Genomic DNA, 18004 nt, shown 5'->3' with positions numbered 1-18004 from the left:
CCCAGGTTCTCCAGCTTCGACTCCTGCAGCGCCGTCGCGATGGACACCACGGCGGCCCGCTCGTCCATGCCGGCCTTCTTGGTGGCGGCGATGATCGCCTTGGTGTTGGCGACCTGCTCGTCGGTCAGGTCGATACGCGACTGCTGGCCCTGCACGCCGTGCGGGATCAGCTTGGTCTTGTCGACGGTCGGCTTGTCGGCCTGCACGGCCACGGCGACGGGGGTGCCCTCGACCGGGGCGGTGGTGTCGTGGTTCAGCGGGCCGGCGGCGAGGCCACCGGCGACGGCGAGACCAGCGATACCGAGAACGCTCTTCCGCATGATGGTGTTCATCGGACAAGCTCCTTCACGGGGGTCGACACACACGCGTCGTGGGGGACGACATCGCGTGCGGGCACCTCGAACAGGCGCTCAAGAAGTCGATCGGCCCGGCAGGCACGGGCGAACCGGGTTCGCGGCGCCGGGACCATGTGTAACGACGACCGGCCGGCCGGCATTCCGGCCCACCCGATCCCCGCGCCGATCAGGCTCGCGGGCTGGCAGCCGGGGGTGCTGCTGCGGTCGTACAGAGGGTGTAACGACCCCGGCCCGGCCACCATTCCGCCGGCACGGTGACACCGGCCACGGCACCCCGACCCCGGACCGGACAGCCCCCGCACACCAGCCGGTACACCCCCAGTAACGCGCGATTCAGACATCGGCCCCATGGCAACGCACGAGCTCCGAATCATCCGAAACATGACGATCGACGGGGCGGCGGGAACGGGTTGGCAGCGGGCGGGACGGGGGCACTACCGTGCCGGGATGCCACTGGAGGTCGACCTGGACGCGCCGACGCGTCACCTGCTCCGTGCCGACGACGGCACCGCCCTCGCTCGCCTGCGCCTGCACGACGACGACGGGGAACGGGTCGCCGCCGAGGTGACCCCGCTGTCCGGGGTCGACGTCACCACGGTGGCCGCACAGGCGCGCCGCGACCTGGCCGGCGCACGCCTGGAGACGCCCCACGACGATCTCGCGCACGCCCTGGTCGCCGACGGGCTCACCCTGCGCCGGGCCGCGACGGACATGCGGCACGACCTGTCCGTCGTACCGGAGCCGCTCGCCCTGCCCGCCGGGTGGTCGCTGGCCCCGGCGGGCTGGGACGACGACCTGGCCGAGGGGCTGCCGGCGGCGTACGGGCCGGAGCATCCGGACGGTCCGTGGCAGCCGGGCGACACCGCGCAGATCCGGGCCATGTTCGACCGGGGTGACCCGGTGCCGCCGCTTCTGGCTGCCTCGGCCCGGGTGGTCGGGCCCGACGGGCGCAGCGCCGGTCATGTGCTCTGTGCCGGGCCGGTGCCGTGGACCGAGGACACCTGCGGCTGGATCCTCAACCTCGCGGTGGCGCCGGCGGCGCAGGGCCGGGGACTGGGACGGGCGCTGCTCGGGCACGCCCTGCGCGGCACCCGGGCAGCCGGCCTGCCCCGCCTGGGGCTCTCCGTCGGCGACGGCAACCCGGCCCGCCGGATGTACGACGACGTCGGATTCCGGCCGGTGAGCCGGGTGCTCACGGTGCCGCTGCCACTCGCCGGTCAGGCCGGGGCCGGCCCCGCCGACGAGGTGGCACGGTCGCCGGTGGACTGACACCGACGGCACGTGCGGGCGCCCGCCGGTTGGACCGACGGGCGCCCTCACCACTGTCCCGGGCACTGCCCGGGTTCGGATCAGCTCGCCGACCCCGCGCCGAAGCGGTTGCGCCGCCGCCACAGGACGCTGCCCAGCATGAGGACCATGCCGGCGCCGACCAGGCCACCACCGACCTTCATCGGCGTGCCGATGCTGTCACCGGTGACGGGCAGGTGGTGCGGCGGGCGGTGGGGCGGGCGCTTCTTGGGCAGCACGGTGAGGGTCGCGCTGGCCGTCCGGTCGGACTCCCGGCCCACGGCGGTGAAGGTGAGCCGACCCACGTCCGACGGCCGGTACTTCACGGTGAAGCGGCCCAGCGCGTCGGTCCGCGCGGTGAAGTGCCGCGGAGCGGGGTGCGGGTACGCCACCGTCGTCATCGCCACGGCGCTGCCGTCGCTGCGACGCGCGGGAGCCTGACCCGGGACCGAGGCGGCGAGGGGCGCCACCGAGACGGTGATGTCCACGATCTCGTTGGGTCCGAAGTTCCGGCCCCGGAGCACCGCGGTGTCACCGATGACGATCGTGGTCGGGCTCACGGTCAGCAACGCCGGCGTCGGCACGTAGTCCGGTGGCGGCTGCCCATTAGCCGGGGGCTGCGGCTGGGGCTGGGCTGCCCCCGCCGCGGTCGGCACTGCCACGACGGCGAGGCCGACCGTGAGCGCCATGATGATGCGGGATAGCCGCATGTTGCTCTCCTCCTACTGGTTGCAGCTTGGTGCGGGAACTACTTGGGTGGTCCATGGGGTGGCGGTCGGGGTGAGCCAGAGTTCCGGCGTGCCGTCGGTGTTCCTGCCGGTGAGCAGGTCGACGTCGAGGGTCCGGGTGGCGCCGGGGCGCACCTCGACGTTGGCGATGGCGACCTGGCGACGCCGGTCGGTGCCGCTGCCCAGGTGGGCCTCGACCCCGTCGAGGCGGGCGCCGATCACCGCGCCACCGGCCGGGCTGTACACCGTCACCAGGGTGCGGGCGGTGTACGGGTCGCCCGACTTGCCCATGCCGAGCACCGCCTTGGGCAGGCCGGAGCCGGGCAGTGACGAGTGCAGGGTGAAGCGCAGCCGCAGCTGCCGCCGGCCCTCGTCCTGGCAGTCGCCGACCGTGACGCTCGCCGACGGGCGCAGGTAGTAGCCGAGCTTCGCGCCGCTGCCGTCGTTGAGGAAGACACCGACGGTCGGCACCTTCTCCTTCTCGGGCAGGATGCCGCTGAGCCGGTTCTCCGCGAGCATCCGCTGTTCCTCCGGCCGGGCACTCCAGAACAATATCCGGCGTTCGGTAATCGAACGGTCAAATGCGGACAGAATCCCTCTTGGGTTGACATCGCGGCCGAGCAGCGAGTTGAACACCGCCGCCGCCGAGGCGGCGTAGAAGTCGTCCTGCGTGTCGAGGTCCATCTTCAGGTAGCTGTCCGCCAGCAGGGTCTGCACCACGGTCGTCGCCGACAGGGCGGGATAGCCGGGCACGGTGACCGGACCCACCGCCGACAGCAGGTACGACAGGGCCACCGGGTCCACCGCGAGGACCCCGTCGGCCACGACGCCGGTACGCCGCCGGACCATCTCGCGATAGAGCTTCGCCGCGGTCGGGAAGTGCGGCGTCAGGTTGACGTCGGCCGGATACATGCCGGGCAGGTCGGTGTAGAGCCCTCGGGTCTCCGCGTCGAGCGCGAGGGGCGGAGTGAACCGTTGCAGGTCGGTGGCGGTCCCCTGCTTCACCAGATCCAGCCGGCCGTCGCGGGCGCGCACGACGGCGTACGCGCCGAACATCCCGCCGGTGGCCCGCAGTTCCGACAGGTTCTGCGAGACGAGCAGATAGGTGCGGGCCCCGTCGGCGCCGAGCAGCGCGGGCAGCAACTGGGAGCCCTTGGTGACCCCGGCGAGCAGCCCGGCCAGCTTGTCGATCTCGGCCTGGAGTCCGTCCAGCGCGTCCCGGACCTCCGGCAGCAGCCCACTGGTCGGCACCGTGCGCAGGCTGGCGCTGCTGTCGCGTACGGTGGCGTCGACCCGGGTCAGCCGCTGCGCGACGGAGCGCAGCGTGCCCAGGTCGAGCCGCCCCTCCCTGGGCACCAGCGCGGACACGTCGGTCCGCACGAGCGGCGGAAACGCCTCCCGGGCCAGGTCGTCGACGGCGACCGCGATCCGGCGGACAGCGGTCAGGTCGTCACCGGCGTACGGCGTGTTCCCCGCCAGCCACCAGGCCGGCCCGCCGGTCGCCGAACGGGCAGCGCCGCTCTGCTCCTGCAAGGCGGCCAGGGTCCGCTGGGCCCGCGCGGTGTCCCCGGCGACGATCTGCGCGCTGAGCTCACGGGCCAGGCCCGCGGCGTTGAGCAGGTTGGCCCGGGCCTGCCACCCACGGAAGCCGACCCACCCGGCGCCCGCCAGCAGCAGCGAGCCGACCACGAGGCCGACGAGCAGGACGCGGCGAATTCGGGCCCGCGTCCGTCGCCGCAGCCATCTCCGGCCGCGACGAGACCCCCTGCTTCCCGACACACCACTCTCCAGCGCAGAATCGGACAGAAATGATGATTCGTCATTTTTCTAGCATGAACCGCGACACTGACGTACGAATATCAGTGTTTTTGTAGGGCAAATCCGGTTCTTGAGGATCTTTCGGGTGATCACCGGCGGCGGCCGACGGCCACCTCGCGGAGCAACTCCTCGATCCGGTCCACCCCGGCCCGCAGTGACATCTCCCGCAGGTACGCGTCCCGCCCACGCCGGCCCATCTCCATCCGGGCGGCGGCCGGGATGGTGGAGGCCAGCCAGAACCGGTCGGCCAGCGTCGCCCAGTCCTCGGGCGGGCAGGAGAGCCCGGCGCGGGCCCGCTCGACGAGTTCGACGGTGTCCCCACCGGCGGAGGCCACCACCGGCCGGGCGCACGCGAGCGCGGCCTGGAGCTTGGCCGGGACCGTCCCCCGCAGCTCCGGCCGGTCACGAAGCATGATCAACTGGTAGTCGGCCGCCGCGTACAGCTCCGGCATGTCCAGCGGTGAGCGGCGCTCCACGAATCGGACGTTGCGCGCCCGCAACTCGGCGGCGAGCCCCCGCACCCGCCGCTCCTGGGCACCGGATCCCACCAGCACCAGGTCCATCCGGTCGTCGAGCGCCACGGCCGCGCGGACCGCGGTCTCCAGGCCCTGCCGTACCCCGATGGTGCCGGCGTGCATGACCACGCACCGGCCGTCACGGCGGACCAGCCCCTGTGCCGCCCGGCCGGGCCGGACCGGCTGGAAGATCCGCTCGTCGGTCCAGTTGAGCACCACCCGTACCCGGTCGGGCTGCACACCGTCGGCCAGCACCAGATCGCGCATGGACGGCGCGGCGACGGCCACCGCGTCGGCCTCCCGGTGCACCCGACGCATCGTGGTGAGCAGCCGCCCCGGACGGTGCGCCAGTTCCGGGCCCGGGTCCTCCTCGGCCCACAGGTCCTGCACGTGCAGCACCGTGGGCACCTGGCCGAGCATCCGCAGCAGCCCGGCGGCGGCGAAGGCGGTGGCGGGCAGCTGGAAGACGTAGAGCACGTCCACGTCGGCCAGGTAGCGCCGCCCGACCAGGGCGACACTGCCCGCGAACGACAGGTAGCCGGCCATCCGGGCCCGGGCCGAGGCGTCACCGCCGGCGTAGCGCGGCACCCGGCGCACGGTGAGCCGCTCGCTGCGGGTCACGTGCCGCCAGCGCTGCCGCCAGCCCGGGTAGACGTGCCCGCCGGGGTAGTCCGGGAAGCCGGTCAGCACGCGCACCTGATGACCGCGGGCGGCCAGCTCCTCGGCCAGGCTGCCGGGGATGAACGCCGGCTCCGGCGGGAAGTGGTACGACAGGATGCCGATCCTCACCGGCTCCCCCTCGACGACACGGGGACCGGCGCGGCACCCGGCCGCCGCCGCGGCGGCGCATAGGATGCCGGCAACCCCTCCACACCCGGCCGCCACGGCCGGCGGACCGCCGTCGCGGCGCCCCCTCCCGCGACCCCACCCAGGAGAGGGACCGAAGTGGTCGACGGGTTGCTCATCGTGTGCCACGCCAACATGTGCCGCTCGCCGATGGCCGAGTACATCGTCCGGCAGCTGCTCGGGGACTCCTCGGTACCCGTCACCAGCGCCGGCACCCACGCGCTCGACGGCCGGTCGATGCACCCGTACGCCGCGCAGGTCGTCGCGGGGGCCGGTGCCGATCCGGCCGGGTTCGTCTCGCGCGAGCTACGTCCCGAGCACCTGACCGGCGCCGCCCTGGTCCTCACCGCCACCCGCAGCCAGCGGTCGAGGTGCACGGCGCTGGTGCCCGCCGCCCTGCACCGGACCTTCACCCTGCGCCAGTTCGGACGGCTGGCCGCCGCGGCCGAACCCTCGGCGGAGCCGGCGGAGGGCCCGCTGGGCATGGCGGTGCGGGCCGCCGCCCGCGCGCGGGGGCGGCTGCAACCCGCCGCCCCCGGCGCGGACGATCTGCGTGACCCCCTCGGCGGCACGCCGGAGGACTTCCGGCGGTGTGCCGAGGAGATCGAGCGGTCGATGAGACCGGTCGTGGCACTCATCGGGACAGCCGGGTGAGTTCCTGTGTCCGGTCCGTCACCCGGTTGGCCCCGGCCGATCCGGCGCGGTGCGCCGCCGAGGCGCGGTCCGCCGGGACCGAGGGCTTGGTGGCGATCCGGTAGGCCTCGTACTGGTACGCGTCCGCCTTGGCGACCTTGGTCATGTTCAGCACGCAGCCGAGCAGGCGGACCGAGACCGAGTGCAGCGACCGGGCCGCGGCCGCGACCTGGGTCCGCGACGTCCGCCCCTGCTGGGTGACGAGCAGCGCGCCGTCGGACTGCACGGCCACCACCACGCCGTCGGTCACCGCCAGCAGCGGCGCGGTGTCGATGACCACGATGTCGGCCGACTCGCGCAACGCCAGCAGCAGGTCGGCCATCGCCTTCGAGCCGAGCAGCTCGCTCGGGTTCGGCGGGGTCGAGCCACTCGGCAACACCAGCAGCGACTTGTCGCCCCACCGCTGCACCACGTCGCCGACCTGCACGTCCCCGAGCAGCACGTCGGTGAGCCCGACGCCGCCGTCGAGGCCGAGGTAGTCGGCGACCTTCGGCCGGCGCAGGTCCGCGTCGACCAGCAGCACCCGCCAGCCCGCCTCGGCCAGCGCGATGGCCAGGTTGCAGGAGAGCGTCGTCTTCCCCTCGCCCTGCAGCGCGCTGGTCACCGCGATGACCCGGGCCGGCTCGTTCACGTCGACGAAGCGCAGGTTGGTCCGCAGCTTGCGGACCGCCTCGGCGCGGGCCGAGGTGGCCGCCTCGCCCACGATGAGCGGGGCACCCTTGGCGCCGGCCTCGAAGGGGATCTCCCCCAGCAGCGGGCTGCCGGTGACCCGCTGCAGGCCCGCGGCGTCGCGCAGCCGGACGTCCACCAGGCCGCGCAGGACGGCCAGGCCGGCGCCCAGGATCAGCCCGATCAGCCCACCCAGGAGCAGGTTGCGGGTCGGCTGCGGCGACACCGGGCTGGAACTGACCCGGGGACCGCTGACCACCTCGATCTTGATGGGCGCGGAGCGGCCCTCGGGTGGTGTCTCGACCTTCTGCACCAGCTCGACGAACTTGGCCGCGAGCGTCTCGGTGAGCTTCATCGCCCGCGCCTGGTCGGTGTCGGTGACGGTGGCCTTGAGCAGCACGGTGCCCGACTCGGTCGAGGTGGCGACCCGCCGTTGCAGGTCGTCGGCGGTCAGCCCGAGCGGCGACTCCGCCACCACGCTCTGCGCCAGCCGGTCACTGCGCAGCAGATCGGCGTACGACTTCACCCGCTGCTGGAGGAAGAGGCTGCCCTGGTAGGCGTCCGTCACGCCCTGACTCGGGGTGGTGACGAAGAAGGTCACCGACGCCACGTACCGGGGCGGGGTGCGGACCGTGATCAACGCGGCCGATCCGATCGCGACCATCAACGTGACCAGGACGATCCACCAGTGCCGGCGGATCAGGCGCAGATAGGTGCGGACCTCCATCACGCCTCCCCTTCCGCCAGGACAATTGGCCCGTGAAACTGCACGAAATCCCCCTTGATGGCACTAACGACGTGTCAGGATCTAAACGGTTCAAGACAGTGATGAAGTGAATGTAGAGGATATAACTCCTCAAAGACCCTCAATCACCGCAACACTGAAACAATCGCAGAGGACACCGATGGATCCTGCAGCTTCCCGAGCCGACAGCCCTCCGCACCGCGACTGGGTCACCCGGCGCACCAAGGCCCTCTCTCTGCTAACGCTCGACACGGCGGCGTGGTGCGGGGGATTCCTGGTCGCCACCTGGGCGCGGTACGAGTTCGACCTGACCCCGCGCCAGTGCGTGCTGGCGCTCGGGGCCGCGCTGGTGTGCGCGATCGTCCACGCGAGCATCGAACAGGTGCGCTCCACGGCCCGGGGCCGGCACCCGGTCGGCAGCGCGGGTGAGGCCCGCGACCTGGCCGGCACCGCGATCCTCGCCGCGGCCGTCGTGCTCACCGCCCTGGCGACCATGCCGGACCGGCCGCTGCCGGCCAGTGTCCCGGTCACCGGCGGCGCCGTCGCGCTGCTGTTGATGGCGGCCGGCCGGGCCGGCTACCGATGGCGGCGCGACCGCGACGACCGTCCGACACGCTCGTCGGACCGGGCGCTGATCTACGGTGTCGACGCCGCCAGCGAGCGCCTGGTGCGGGTGCTCACCGGCGACCCGCAGAGCCGCTACCTTCCGGTCGGCCTGCTCGACGACGACCCCGACAAGCAGGGCCTGCGCCTGGAGGGGCTGCGCGTGCTGGGCGGTCGCGAGCAGATCGAGCAGGCGGTGCGCCGTACCCGGGCCACCACCGTGATCTTCTCGATCAACGGCTCGGACACCGAACTGATGCGCGACGTGCGCGGTCGCACCCTCCAGGCGGGCGCCGCCTTCAAGGTGCTGCCACCGGTACGCGAGTTGCTGGACCGTCCGGTCGCCGTCACCGACGTACGCGACCTGCAGATCACCGACCTGCTCGGCCGGGCGCAACGGGTGGCGGAGCTGGCCTTCGAACGCAACGGGCTGGCCGGGCGACGGGTCCTGGTCACCGGGGCGGGCGGCTCCATCGGCTCGGAGCTGTGCCGGCAGATCGCCCGCTGCGAACCGGGCGAGCTGATGATGCTCGACCGGGACGAGTCGGCCCTGCACGCCCTGCAGATGTCGCTGCACGGCCGGGCGTTGCTGGACGGGCCGGAACTGGTGCTCGCCGATATCCGCGACGCCGACGGCATCGCCCGGATCATCGCCGAGCGCCAGCCCGACGTGGTGTTCCACGCCGCCGCCCTGAAGCACCTGACGCTGCTGCAACGCCATCCCGGCGAGGCGATCAAGACCAACGTGCGCGGCACGCTGAACGTCCTGGAGGCCTGCCGGGGCGTGAGCGAGTTCGTCAACATCTCGACCGACAAGGCGGCCAACCCGACCAGCGTGCTCGGCTACTCGAAGCGGATCACCGAGCGGCTGACCGCCCACTACGCCACCCAGGGCGACGGCCGGTTCCTCAGCGTCCGCTTCGGCAACGTGCTCAGCAGCCGCGGCTCGGTGCTCACCGCGTTCCAGGCGCAGGTCGAGGCGGGCCTGCCGATCACCGTCACGGACCCGGACGTCACCCGCTACTTCATGACCGTGCAGGAGGCCGTCCACCTGGTGCTCCAGGCGGCCGTCATCGGACGCGGCGGCGAGGCGCTGGTGCTCGACATGGGCGAGCCGGTACGGATCGCCGACGTGGCCCGCCGGCTCGCCGCCGAGGCGCCCACCCCGACCGAGATCGTCTTCACCGGCCTGCGCCCCGGCGAGAAGCTGCACGAGGACCTCTTCGGCGCCGACGAGATCGACAGCCGGCCACTGCACCCGCTCATCTCGCACGTGCGGGTGCCCGCGCTCGCCCCCGAGGAGCTGCACCTCCTCGACCCGTACGCCGACGCCGACGAGCTGATCAAGCGGATGGCGGCGTACTGCGAGGACCTGCCGACCCGGGTGTCGATGCTGCCCTCACCCCGCTGAACCGTACGACCACCGGTGGCGGCGGCTCCGAGCGGAGCCGCCGCCACCCGCGTCGGAGGGACCGCTCAGCGGCGCCGCCCGGGCGTCCGCTCCCCCTCGTGCTCCTCGGTCTCCTGCAACGCGTCGGCGAACGGCTCGGTCAGGTCGTCGCCCGGCACCGCCACCTCCTCGGCGCGGTCCTGCTCGTCCACCCGGCCGCCGGGCGGGGGCTCGGGAGCGGTGGCGCCACCGGCGAAGCCGTACTCGTTGGGCTCGTCATGCCTGCTCATGGGGTCATCCTCCCGCTATGTTCGCTTTTGCTCCGGCCGGTCACCGATCGTCTTACCCGCGCGGCGGTGGCGGTAGTCGGCGTCGGGCCGGCCAGCCCTGCCCAGAGCAGCTGGCGCAGCAGGATCACCGCCCCGGCGCTGGCCAGAGCGCTCCAGCCCTGCCCGACGGTGAGCCGGAGCAGACCGGCGGCGACGAGCAGGTCCAGCAGCACCCGCAACGCGGTACGCCAGGAGCGGGCGGTGACCAGCACGAGCGCGCCGCAGCACAGCGCCAGCCCGGTCACCGTGGTGGCGAGGTGCTGCCTCACCGCCCCGACCCGGCTTCCGCGCGGGCCTCGCCGACCTGCTGCTGCTCCTGGGCGATCTCGCGGCGCAGGAAGAAGTTCAACGCGGTCCGGATGGTGGCGATGGCGGCCAGCTGGCCGATCTGGTCGAAGGTCGGCGACACGGCGGTCCGCAGGATGTCCGCGGCGAGCTGGAACTCCAGCCCGAGAGTGAGGAAGCGGCCCAACGACAGCCGGATCGGGGTGAAGACGGCGGCGCTGCGGTGTCGCAGCCCTTCGACCACGAACCGCAGCGCCGCCCAGAGGGCACCGACGAAGATCACCACCGCCCCGGCGATCTCGACCACGACGACCGCGATCTGGTCGCCGACGCGGAGGATCTCCTCGAGACTCACCCGGAGGCGTTACCCGCCTCCGGCACGGCTAGTCGACGCCTAGAGCTGACCCACCGCCTCGAGGATCAGCCAGAGACCGCAGATGGCGAAGAGCACCGCCGCGCCGTACCGGATGGTCCGCTCCGGCAGGTGCCGCCCCAGCATCCGGCCGACCAGGATCGCGAGGGCGTCCGCGGCCACCATGCCCAGCGTGGAGCCCAGCCAGGTGCCGAACCAGCCGTACTTGGTGGCCAGCGTGATGGTGGCGAGCATGGTCTTGTCGCCCAGCTCGGCGAGGAAGAACGCCACACCGACCGCCAGGACGGCCGACTTGCCGCCCTTCTCCGCCTTGCGCTTCTCCTCCTCGGTGAGCCGGTCGCCCCGCAGGGTCCAGGCGCCGAAGCCGAGGAACGCCACACCGGCGATCAGCGTGATCCAGCCGGTGGGCAGGGCCGCGTTGAGGCCCGCGCCGATCGCCACCGAGGCCAGGTGCACGATCGCGGTGGCGACGGTGATGCCGATCAGCACCGGGACCGGCTTGAAGCGGGTGGCGAAGGTGAGGGCCATCAGCTGGGACTTGTCCCCCAGCTCGGCGACGAAGATGACGCCGAAGCTGATCACCAGCGCGGCAAGAAATCCGTCCATGAGAACCTTCCCGATCGTGCCGGGAGGAGGTACAGGGGCGCCCTCGACCCGGCTGCAACAGCCTGAGTCGAAGGTCTCGCCCGCCCCGCCTCAGCGGGGCCGCGTGGCCGGATGCGGAACGCACCAGTGTGTCGACCACGACATTGGGGGCTACTCCCCTTCGCGCCCTGACCCTAGCCCACCCCACCCGCCCGCACCCGGCGCGGGTAACCAGCGTCACCCGCCCGTCCCGCCGGACGCCGGGCCCGCCGGCCCGTCCCCGCCGATCCTCCGCCCGCCGGGCTCGACCCGCGGATCCGCGCCGGTTGCCCGACGCGCACGTCCCGGTGGCCCGGCGGGCCGGGTGGGTGGGCGCCGGGTCAGTCGGCGCGGGCGAGGGTGACGCCGAAGAGGCCGTCCGGGTCGGTCCAGAACCGCTCCCCGGTGAAGCCGGCCGCCGCCAGCTCGGCCGCGATCCCCTCCGGGCGGAACTTCGCCGAGATCTCCGTCCGCAGCTCCTCGCCGGCGGCGAAGGCGACGTCCAGGTCGAGCACCCGGACCCGCATCGGGCGCTGCGCGCGCAGCCGCATCTCGATCCACTCCCGCTCGGCGTCCCAGCGCGCCACGTGGCTGAACGCCTCGGGCTCGAAGTCCGCGCCCAGCTCCCGGTTGACCACCCGCAGCACGTTGCGGTTGAACTCGGCGGTCACCCCGGCGGCATCGTCGTACGCGGGCACCACCACACCCGGGTCCTTGACCAGGTCGGTGCCGATGAGCAGCCAGTCCCCCGCCTCCAGGGCGTCGCGCATGGCGCGCAGGAAGCCGGCCCGCTCGGCCGGCATCAGGTTGCCGATGGTGCCGCCGAGGAAGACCACCAGCCGCCGCCCGCCGGTCGGGAGCCGGTCCAGCTGGCGGGTGAAGTCGCCGACGATGCCGCGTACCCGCAGGCCAGGGTAGTCCTGTGCGATCTGCTCGGTGGACTGGCGCAACGCGCTCACCGACACGTCCAGCGGCACGAAGGTGCCCAGCCCGCCCCGGCGGACGAAGGCGTCCAGCAGCAGCCGGGTCTTCTCCGACGACCCCGAGCCCAGCTCGATCAGGGTCTTTGCGCCGGTCAGCTCGGCGATGTCGCCGGCCCGCTCGGCCAGCACCGCACGCTCGGCCCGGGTCGGGTAGTACTCCGGCAGCCGGGTGATCTCCTCGAACAGCTCGCTGCCCCGGGCGTCGTAGAACCACTTCGGTGGCAGCCACTTGGGCTCGGCGGTCAGCCCGACGCGTACGTCCTCGCGCAGGCTGCGGCCGAGGTCCTGCTCCTCGAGGTAGATCTCCAGTGGCTCCGCGCTCATGAGATGTCCCTTCCGTTGGGCGATGTCCCTGTCTCCACCTGCGAAACTCCTGCGGTGTCACGCACCTGCCAGGGCACGCGTACGCACCGAGGTCGAGGTCGCCACCACCAGCTGCCCGGTCGGCACCGGCCGCCAGCCCGGTTCGTCGTCGTGCGGCTCCGAGGCCAGCAGCACCGCCTCCGGCGTGGCGCGTACCGACAGGGCGTGCCCGGCCGCGCTGGCCACCACCGTCCGCCCGTCGGTGAGCAGCAGGTTCAGCCGCGACCCGGGGGCGGCCTTCTCGACCTCGGCGACGGTGGCGGCGACCGCCTCGGCCGGGTCCACCCCGGAGCGCAGCCGGTGCCGGAGCAACGCCCAGAGCAGGGCGGAGTCGGTCGGGGCGTCCAGGGTCAGCAGGTCACGCACCGGCAGGGCGGCGGCGAGCGACACCACCGAGTCCGGCCAGCCGCGGACCACCCCGTTGTGGCTGAACAGCCAGCGCCCCTCGGCGAAGGGCGCCGCCGCGGACTCCTGCACCGGCATGCCGACCGTGGCGGAGCGCACGGCGGCCAGCACCGCGCCGGCCGTGGTGACCTCCGCCAGTCCCGGCAACGTGACGTCGCCCCAGATCGGCTGGGCCCGCCGGTACCGCACCGGGTCGCCGTCGCCGGGGTACCAGCCGACGCCGAACCCGTCCGCGTTGACCGTCCCGCCGCCGCGCATGTCCCGCGGCGCCCACGACTGCCGCACCAGCGAGTACGGCGGGTCGAACAGCAGCGAGCGCAGGCTGACCGGCGGCCCCAGGTAGGCCAGATGTCGACACATCAGCGGGTACGCCCCGTCACCCGTGCGCCTCCTCGTCGCGCGCGTCTCGGGCGCAGCGGAAGCCGCTGAAGATCTGCCGCCGGATCGGGTAGTCCCAGTTGCGGAAGGTGCCCCGGCAGGCCGCCCGGTCGGTGCCGAACGAGCCGCCGCGCAGCACCCGGTGGTCGTCGCCGAAGAACACCTCGGAGTACTCCCGGTAGGGGAAGGCGGTGAAGCCGGGGTGGCCGCGGAAGGTGGTGGAGGTCCACTCCCACACGTCGCCGATCAACTGGTGCACCCCGAGCGGGGAGGCGCCGGCCGGGTACGCCCCCACCGGGGCCGGCCGCAGGTGGCGCTGCCCCAGGTTGGCGTGGTCGCCGGTCGGGTCCTCGTCGCCCCACGGGTACCGGCGGGAGCGACCGGTGGCCGGGTCCCAGCGGGCCGCCTTCTCCCATTCGGCCTCGGTGGGCAACCGCCGGCCCGCCCAGGTGGCGAAGGCCTCCGCCTCGTACCAGCAGACGTGCACCACCGGCTCGTCGTCGCGGACCGGCGACCACCGGCCGAAGCGCCGGTACGCCCAGCCGTCGCCGTCGCGCCGCCAGTGCAGGGGCGCGGTCAGCCCGGCCTCCCGCCGGTGGCGCCAGCCGGCCTCGCTCCACCAGCGGGGGTCGTCGTACCCACCGTCGGCGATGAACTCGCGGTAGCGGCCGTTGGTGACCGGGGCGGCGTCGATGACGTACGCGGGCAGCTCGACGGTGTGCGCGGGACGCTCGTTGTCCAGCGCCCACGGGTCGGTGGAGGTGCCCATGGTGAACGGGCCGGCCGGCACCAGCACCTCGCCGCCGACGCTGGCCCGCGGCTCGGGCGGCGCGGGCGCGTCCAGCACCGCCGGCCCGGAGCGCAGCTGGTGGGTGGCGAGCATCGTCTCGTCGTGCTGCTGCTCGTGCTGCACGATCATGCCGAAGGCGAACCCGTCGGCGACCAGCGGCCGGTCGGTGAAGCGGATCCCGTCCAGCAGGTCGTGCACCTTGTCGCGCACCGTCGTCACGTAGGCGCGCGCCTCGGCCGGGGGCAGCAGCGGCAGCGCCGGCCGGTCCTTACGGGGCTGCTTGAACGCGTCGTACAGGTCGTCGATGTCCCGCCGGACGGGGTCGCGCCCCCCGACGTCGCGCACCAGCCACAGCTCCTCCTGGTTGCCCACGTGGGCCAGGTCCCAGACCAGCGGGGACATCAGCGGTGAGTGCTGGCGCATCAGGTCGTCGTCGTCGACCGCCTCGGTGAGCAGGGCGGTGCGGGCGCGGGTGCGCTCCAGCTCCGCCGCGATGCGGCTGCGCAGCCGTTCCGTCTCCGTGCCCGGCTCCTCGGTCGTGGTCACCGGTGCCCCCTCTCCGCGGCGGCGCGTCGCCGCCGGATCCCTCGAGTCGTCTCCGCGTGGGTCTCTGCCGGCAGGTCCAGCCCGGACAGTGCCTCCACCGCCAGGTCGAGCAGGGCGGCGGCGGCCCGCGCCAGCGACGGGTCGGCCAGGCCGTGCCGGGCGGCGCTGTGCCAACGGTCGGCCACCGGCACGGCGATCTCCCGAGCCGCGCGGGCGGTGTCGTCGCGGGCCAGCAGGGCGGTCAGCACGGTCAGCGGAACCGTCCATCCCGCGCCGGGCTGGGCGTCCAGGTAGCGCACCTCCAGGTAGCCGCGCGGCCGGACCGGCGGGAAGAGGGTGCTGACGTGGTACTCCAGGTCGTCGGTCGTGGGCGGTCGGGGCAGCGCCCCGTCGAGCCAGTCGGCGAAGGTCACCCCGGCAGGTGGTGTCCAGTCCGGGCCGTCGTGCCGCAGGCAGAGCAGCGGGGCGGCGAGGACGTACCGGGTCCAGGCCGCGACCGGGTCCTCGTCGGGCCGGTACGGCGACCAGACCGGGCGGGTGCGGGCCGGGTCGATCGACAGCCAGGCGGCCATCCGTGCGGAGGCCCAGCCGGTCGGGCGACCGGCGTGCCGGTCGGCGGTGGCGAAGGCGGCCACCAGCGGCGGCCCGACCGCGTGCACGGTGGCCCACCGCTGGGCCACGTCGGCCGGTTCCCCCGCGTCGAGGCAGACCTGCAGGCCGGCGGTGCTGTACATCATGGTGCGGCCGGCCGGGCCCCGGCGGTCGAAGACGCGGCGCATGGCGCGGTAGCGGGGTGTCTCGACGACCGGCGAGGGTGCCCGGTGCGGGTCGATGCCGGTGCGGCCGAGCACCAGGCCGGCCGGCGCCAGCAGCGCTTCCAGCTCGGCGATGTCGGCCTCGGTGGCCAGGATCAGCGCGGCGACCGACGGCCGGGGCGCGGTGGACACCTCCACCTGCCCGCCGGGCTCCACGGTCACGCTGCTGCCGTGCCGGAGCGGAAGGGCGGGGCTGGTGTCGTCCAGAGTCACGGGGCTGTGCCGCCCCAGCGCCGCCCGCAGCCGCTCCCGGTCCACCGGTCGAGCGGGGTCGGCGGCGTCGTGCACGGTCCATTCCAGTTCGACGCCGGTGTAGACCGGAGGGCCGGTCTTGAAGCAGATCCGGGCAAGGTGGGCCGCGGCGGACCCCGCCTCCCGCAGCACGGTCGTCCGGTCCAGCTCCGGCGACGTCACCACGAGATGGTCCCCCTCCCGACGCTGGGCCACGGCCTACCACCACGGCGCACCGACCGTCACCGGCCAGGTGCCCGTGGCTCACACCATCTTCTGTCTAGCAGACGCATCGCGCTGACCGGACCGGAAGAAATTTCTGTGAAGTCTTTTCGAACCAGGTCCCCGGCGTACGCGGACCCGGCCGGGAAGGGGCCGCGCGACGGCAGGGCGCCTCCCGGCCGGGTCCGGTCAACCGTTGCGGCTGGGCCGCGCGTCGGGCGTCGGGCGGGCCCGGGACGGCTCCGGCTCCGGGGAGGCGGCGGCCGGCGCCTGGTCGGGCACGAGGCCCCGGCAGTAGGCGTCGACCCGCTCTGCCCCGCCGGCGGCGTCGACCAGGTCGGCGTACGCCGGGGTGCGCAGCGTCTTCTCCCGCTGCGCCGCCGGCTTGGCCAGGTAGGCGCGGCACAGCCCGGTCAGTTCCGCGGTGCCCGCCGGCCCGCCGGGGTTTCCGGGGCCGCCGGGCCGCGCGGAGCCGGCGGTGGTGGAGGGGACCGGGACCGGCGTGGCCGACGGGGCGCCGGTGGGGCCGCCGCCGGTGGGCGTGCCGCTGCGGTCCGGCGTGCCGTCGGCGGAGCTCGGCGCCGGGGCCGGCGGCCGGGGAGCCCGCTCCGGCTCGGTGGGACGGTCGATGGTCACGGCGGCGAAGGCGACGCCGGCGGTGGCGGTGGCCGCGACGCCGGCGATCCAGGCGACGACACCCGTGGTCAGGCCCCGTCGGCGGCGGGGCGGGACGACGGTGGCGGGCCCGGCGGCGCGGGCGGCCCGGAACGCGGCCAGCGCCGCCTCCTCCCCGGCCAGCTCGCCGGGGCGGGACGGGCCGGCGGCGGCGGAGAGCAGGCGGGTCAGCGGGTCGGCGTCCCCGGGCGCGTCGGCGCGGGCCGCGTCGAGCAGCCGCTCGGACTCGGCCCGGTCGGCGGGGTGGTCCGCGCCGTCGGAGCGGCGGAAGTCCATCCAGTTTCCCCTCACGTCATCCGTCCGCCGGCTCGGTGCGGGAGGCGTCGGGAGCCCGCCGGCCGCGTCGGGGCCGGGGCGCGACGGCGCGATCCTCGGCACCGGCCGGCGTCGGCGAGTCCTGACGTTCCAGCATCGCGGCCAGGCGGCGCAGCCCGCGGTGCGCGGCGGTGCGGACCGCGCCCGGCCGCTTGCCGAGCACCCGGCCGGCGGTCTCGGCGTCCAGGCCGATCACCGCCCGCAGCAGCACCGCCTCCGCCTCCCGTGGCGGCAGGGTGGCGATCAGGGCGAGCGCCGACTCGGTGCCGATCGTCTCACCGGCCCGCTCCGCGGTGTCGGCGTCCCCGGCCAGCTCGCTCAACGCCTGCACGGGCACCGGCAGGGAGGGCCGACGGCGTTGCCGACGCAGGTGGTCCATCGCCCGGTTGCGGGCGATGGTGACCGTCCAGGCGCGGAACTCCCCTCCGGTGAAGCTGGGCAGGTCCCGGGAGATCTGCAGCCAGGTCTCCGACGCGACGTCCTCGGCGTCGGCGCCGACCAGGGCGGTCAGGTACCGCAAGAGGCCGGGCTGGAGGTTGCGGTAGAGGTAGCGGAAGGCGTCCTCGTCACCGGACTGCGCCGCGGCCACGGCCTCGGTGAGCTCACCGGTCATGTGTTCGCCGCCCCTGCCGTCCGGCCCGCGCCTCGGTTGGCGGACGTGCGGTGGTCGCACCTCCGGCCCGGCAGCCGGACCCCGTCGCGCACCATCAGCCCCCCGCCGACCCGATCGCGCCCGTGACCGGTCGGCCCGGGCGGCATGTCTGGACACACGCCGCGACAATACGGCCCGTCGGCGGAGATGCCGTAGCGTGCCGGCACCGTGGGCTGGCCCGAGTCGCGCTAACGCTAGGAGCGGACGGTCGAACGGACAAGTCGACGCCGCATCCGGAAAGAGTGAGAAATCTCTACCGGTCGGCACGGCGAGCCGACGTAACGACAAGCACGGCCGGGACGCTCGCACGGCACGTCGCCGCGGCCGGGTGCGTCCCGCGACGGGCGGTTCGCCCCGGCCCGGCGGGC

General features: G+C 74.0%; 17 protein-coding genes and 1 pseudogene. 3 read left to right on the top strand and 15 right to left on the bottom strand.

Annotated elements, in window-relative coordinates; translation table 11 throughout:
* Positions 1 to 332: pseudogene (locus ACPFP2_RS02590) on the bottom strand (hypothetical protein); the annotation flags it as partial.
* A 471-nt stretch (positions 333 to 803) separates the two neighbouring features.
* Between ACPFP2_RS02590 and ACPFP2_RS02585 the strand changes: the two are divergent.
* A complete protein-coding gene (locus ACPFP2_RS02585) occupies positions 804 to 1625 on the top strand; it encodes a GNAT family N-acetyltransferase (RefSeq protein ID WP_424085642.1) in 822 nt (273 codons plus the stop codon).
* A gap of 80 nt (positions 1626 to 1705) precedes the next feature.
* Here the strand turns inward: ACPFP2_RS02585 and ACPFP2_RS02580 are convergent, their stop codons facing one another.
* From ACPFP2_RS02580 to ACPFP2_RS02570, 3 genes are all read right to left on the bottom strand, one after another.
* Positions 1706 to 2353: a hypothetical protein gene (locus ACPFP2_RS02580; RefSeq protein ID WP_424085640.1), complete on the bottom strand. Its 648-nt coding sequence runs from the start codon at positions 2351 to 2353 to the stop codon at positions 1706 to 1708.
* A 12-nt stretch (positions 2354 to 2365) separates the two neighbouring features.
* The gene (locus tag ACPFP2_RS02575; RefSeq protein WP_424085638.1) at positions 2366 to 4060 is read right to left on the bottom strand and encodes a DUF4012 domain-containing protein; all 1695 of its coding nucleotides are present in this window, start codon (positions 4058 to 4060) and stop codon (positions 2366 to 2368) included.
* A gap of 218 nt (positions 4061 to 4278) precedes the next feature.
* Positions 4279 to 5493: a glycosyltransferase family 4 protein gene (locus tag ACPFP2_RS02570; protein WP_424085636.1), complete on the bottom strand. Its 1215-nt coding sequence runs from the start codon at positions 5491 to 5493 to the stop codon at positions 4279 to 4281.
* Positions 5494 to 5649: 156 nt separating this feature from the next.
* On the opposite strand from ACPFP2_RS02570, the gene ACPFP2_RS02565 reads away from it, so the two are divergent.
* Positions 5650 to 6204 carry a low molecular weight phosphatase family protein gene (locus ACPFP2_RS02565; RefSeq protein WP_424085634.1) on the top strand — a complete coding sequence of 185 codons (555 nt, stop codon included), beginning with the start codon at positions 5650 to 5652 and terminating at the stop codon, positions 6202 to 6204.
* On the opposite strand, the gene ACPFP2_RS02560 is transcribed toward ACPFP2_RS02565, so the two are convergent.
* A complete protein-coding gene (locus ACPFP2_RS02560; protein WP_424085632.1) occupies positions 6185 to 7639 on the bottom strand; it encodes a polysaccharide biosynthesis tyrosine autokinase in 1455 nt (484 codons plus the stop codon). The genes ACPFP2_RS02565 and ACPFP2_RS02560 overlap by 20 nt on opposite strands.
* Before the next feature lie 178 nt (positions 7640 to 7817).
* On the opposite strand from ACPFP2_RS02560, the gene ACPFP2_RS02555 reads away from it, so the two are divergent.
* Entirely contained in the window at positions 7818 to 9671 is a 1854-nt protein-coding gene (locus ACPFP2_RS02555; protein ID WP_424085630.1) for a polysaccharide biosynthesis protein, read from the top strand.
* Between the two features lie 65 nt (positions 9672 to 9736).
* On the opposite strand, the gene ACPFP2_RS02550 is transcribed toward ACPFP2_RS02555, so the two are convergent.
* The 10 genes from ACPFP2_RS02550 to ACPFP2_RS02505 all read right to left on the bottom strand — a co-directional run bounded on the left by ACPFP2_RS02550 (position 9737) and on the right by ACPFP2_RS02505 (position 17597).
* Complete coding sequence (locus ACPFP2_RS02550) at positions 9737 to 9940, bottom strand: hypothetical protein (RefSeq protein ID WP_088974728.1); 204 nt, start codon at positions 9938 to 9940, stop codon at positions 9737 to 9739.
* Positions 9937 to 10248, bottom strand: coding sequence for a hypothetical protein (locus tag ACPFP2_RS02545; RefSeq protein WP_424085628.1), 312 nt, complete (start codon positions 10246 to 10248; stop codon positions 9937 to 9939). The genes ACPFP2_RS02550 and ACPFP2_RS02545 overlap by 4 nt, the downstream gene beginning before the upstream one ends.
* Entirely contained in the window at positions 10245 to 10619 is a 375-nt protein-coding gene (locus ACPFP2_RS02540; protein WP_424085626.1) for a DUF1622 domain-containing protein, read from the bottom strand. The genes ACPFP2_RS02545 and ACPFP2_RS02540 overlap by 4 nt, the downstream gene beginning before the upstream one ends.
* 39 nt (positions 10620 to 10658) lie before the next feature.
* On the bottom strand, positions 10659 to 11243 hold the full coding sequence (locus ACPFP2_RS02535) for a TMEM165/GDT1 family protein (RefSeq protein WP_424085624.1): 585 nt from the start codon (positions 11241 to 11243) through the stop codon (positions 10659 to 10661).
* Between the two features lie 359 nt (positions 11244 to 11602).
* The gene (egtD, locus tag ACPFP2_RS02530; RefSeq protein ID WP_424085621.1) at positions 11603 to 12568 is read right to left on the bottom strand and encodes an L-histidine N(alpha)-methyltransferase; all 966 of its coding nucleotides are present in this window, start codon (positions 12566 to 12568) and stop codon (positions 11603 to 11605) included.
* Positions 12569 to 12625: 57 nt separating this feature from the next.
* Positions 12626 to 13372: an ergothioneine biosynthesis protein EgtC gene (egtC, locus tag ACPFP2_RS02525; protein ID WP_424085619.1), complete on the bottom strand. Its 747-nt coding sequence runs from the start codon at positions 13370 to 13372 to the stop codon at positions 12626 to 12628.
* A 16-nt stretch (positions 13373 to 13388) separates the two neighbouring features.
* On the bottom strand, positions 13389 to 14726 hold the full coding sequence (egtB, locus tag ACPFP2_RS02520) for an ergothioneine biosynthesis protein EgtB (protein WP_424085617.1): 1338 nt from the start codon (positions 14724 to 14726) through the stop codon (positions 13389 to 13391).
* Entirely contained in the window at positions 14723 to 15958 is a 1236-nt protein-coding gene (gene egtA / locus ACPFP2_RS02515) for an ergothioneine biosynthesis glutamate--cysteine ligase EgtA (protein WP_424085702.1), read from the bottom strand. The genes egtB and egtA overlap by 4 nt, the downstream gene beginning before the upstream one ends.
* Before the next feature lie 225 nt (positions 15959 to 16183).
* On the bottom strand, positions 16184 to 16960 hold the full coding sequence (locus ACPFP2_RS02510; RefSeq protein ID WP_424085615.1) for a hypothetical protein: 777 nt from the start codon (positions 16958 to 16960) through the stop codon (positions 16184 to 16186).
* 1 nt (position 16961) lies between these two features.
* Positions 16962 to 17597, bottom strand: a complete 636-nt coding sequence (locus ACPFP2_RS02505) for an RNA polymerase sigma factor (RefSeq protein ID WP_424085613.1) — start codon at positions 17595 to 17597, stop codon at positions 16962 to 16964.
* Between the last annotated feature and the right edge of the window lie 407 nt (positions 17598 to 18004).

This window comes from Micromonospora citrea (genome assembly GCF_049629545.1).
Classification (GTDB): domain Bacteria; phylum Actinomycetota; class Actinomycetes; order Mycobacteriales; family Micromonosporaceae; genus Micromonospora; species Micromonospora citrea_A.
This window is presented reverse-complemented; position numbering and strand designations above follow the sequence as displayed.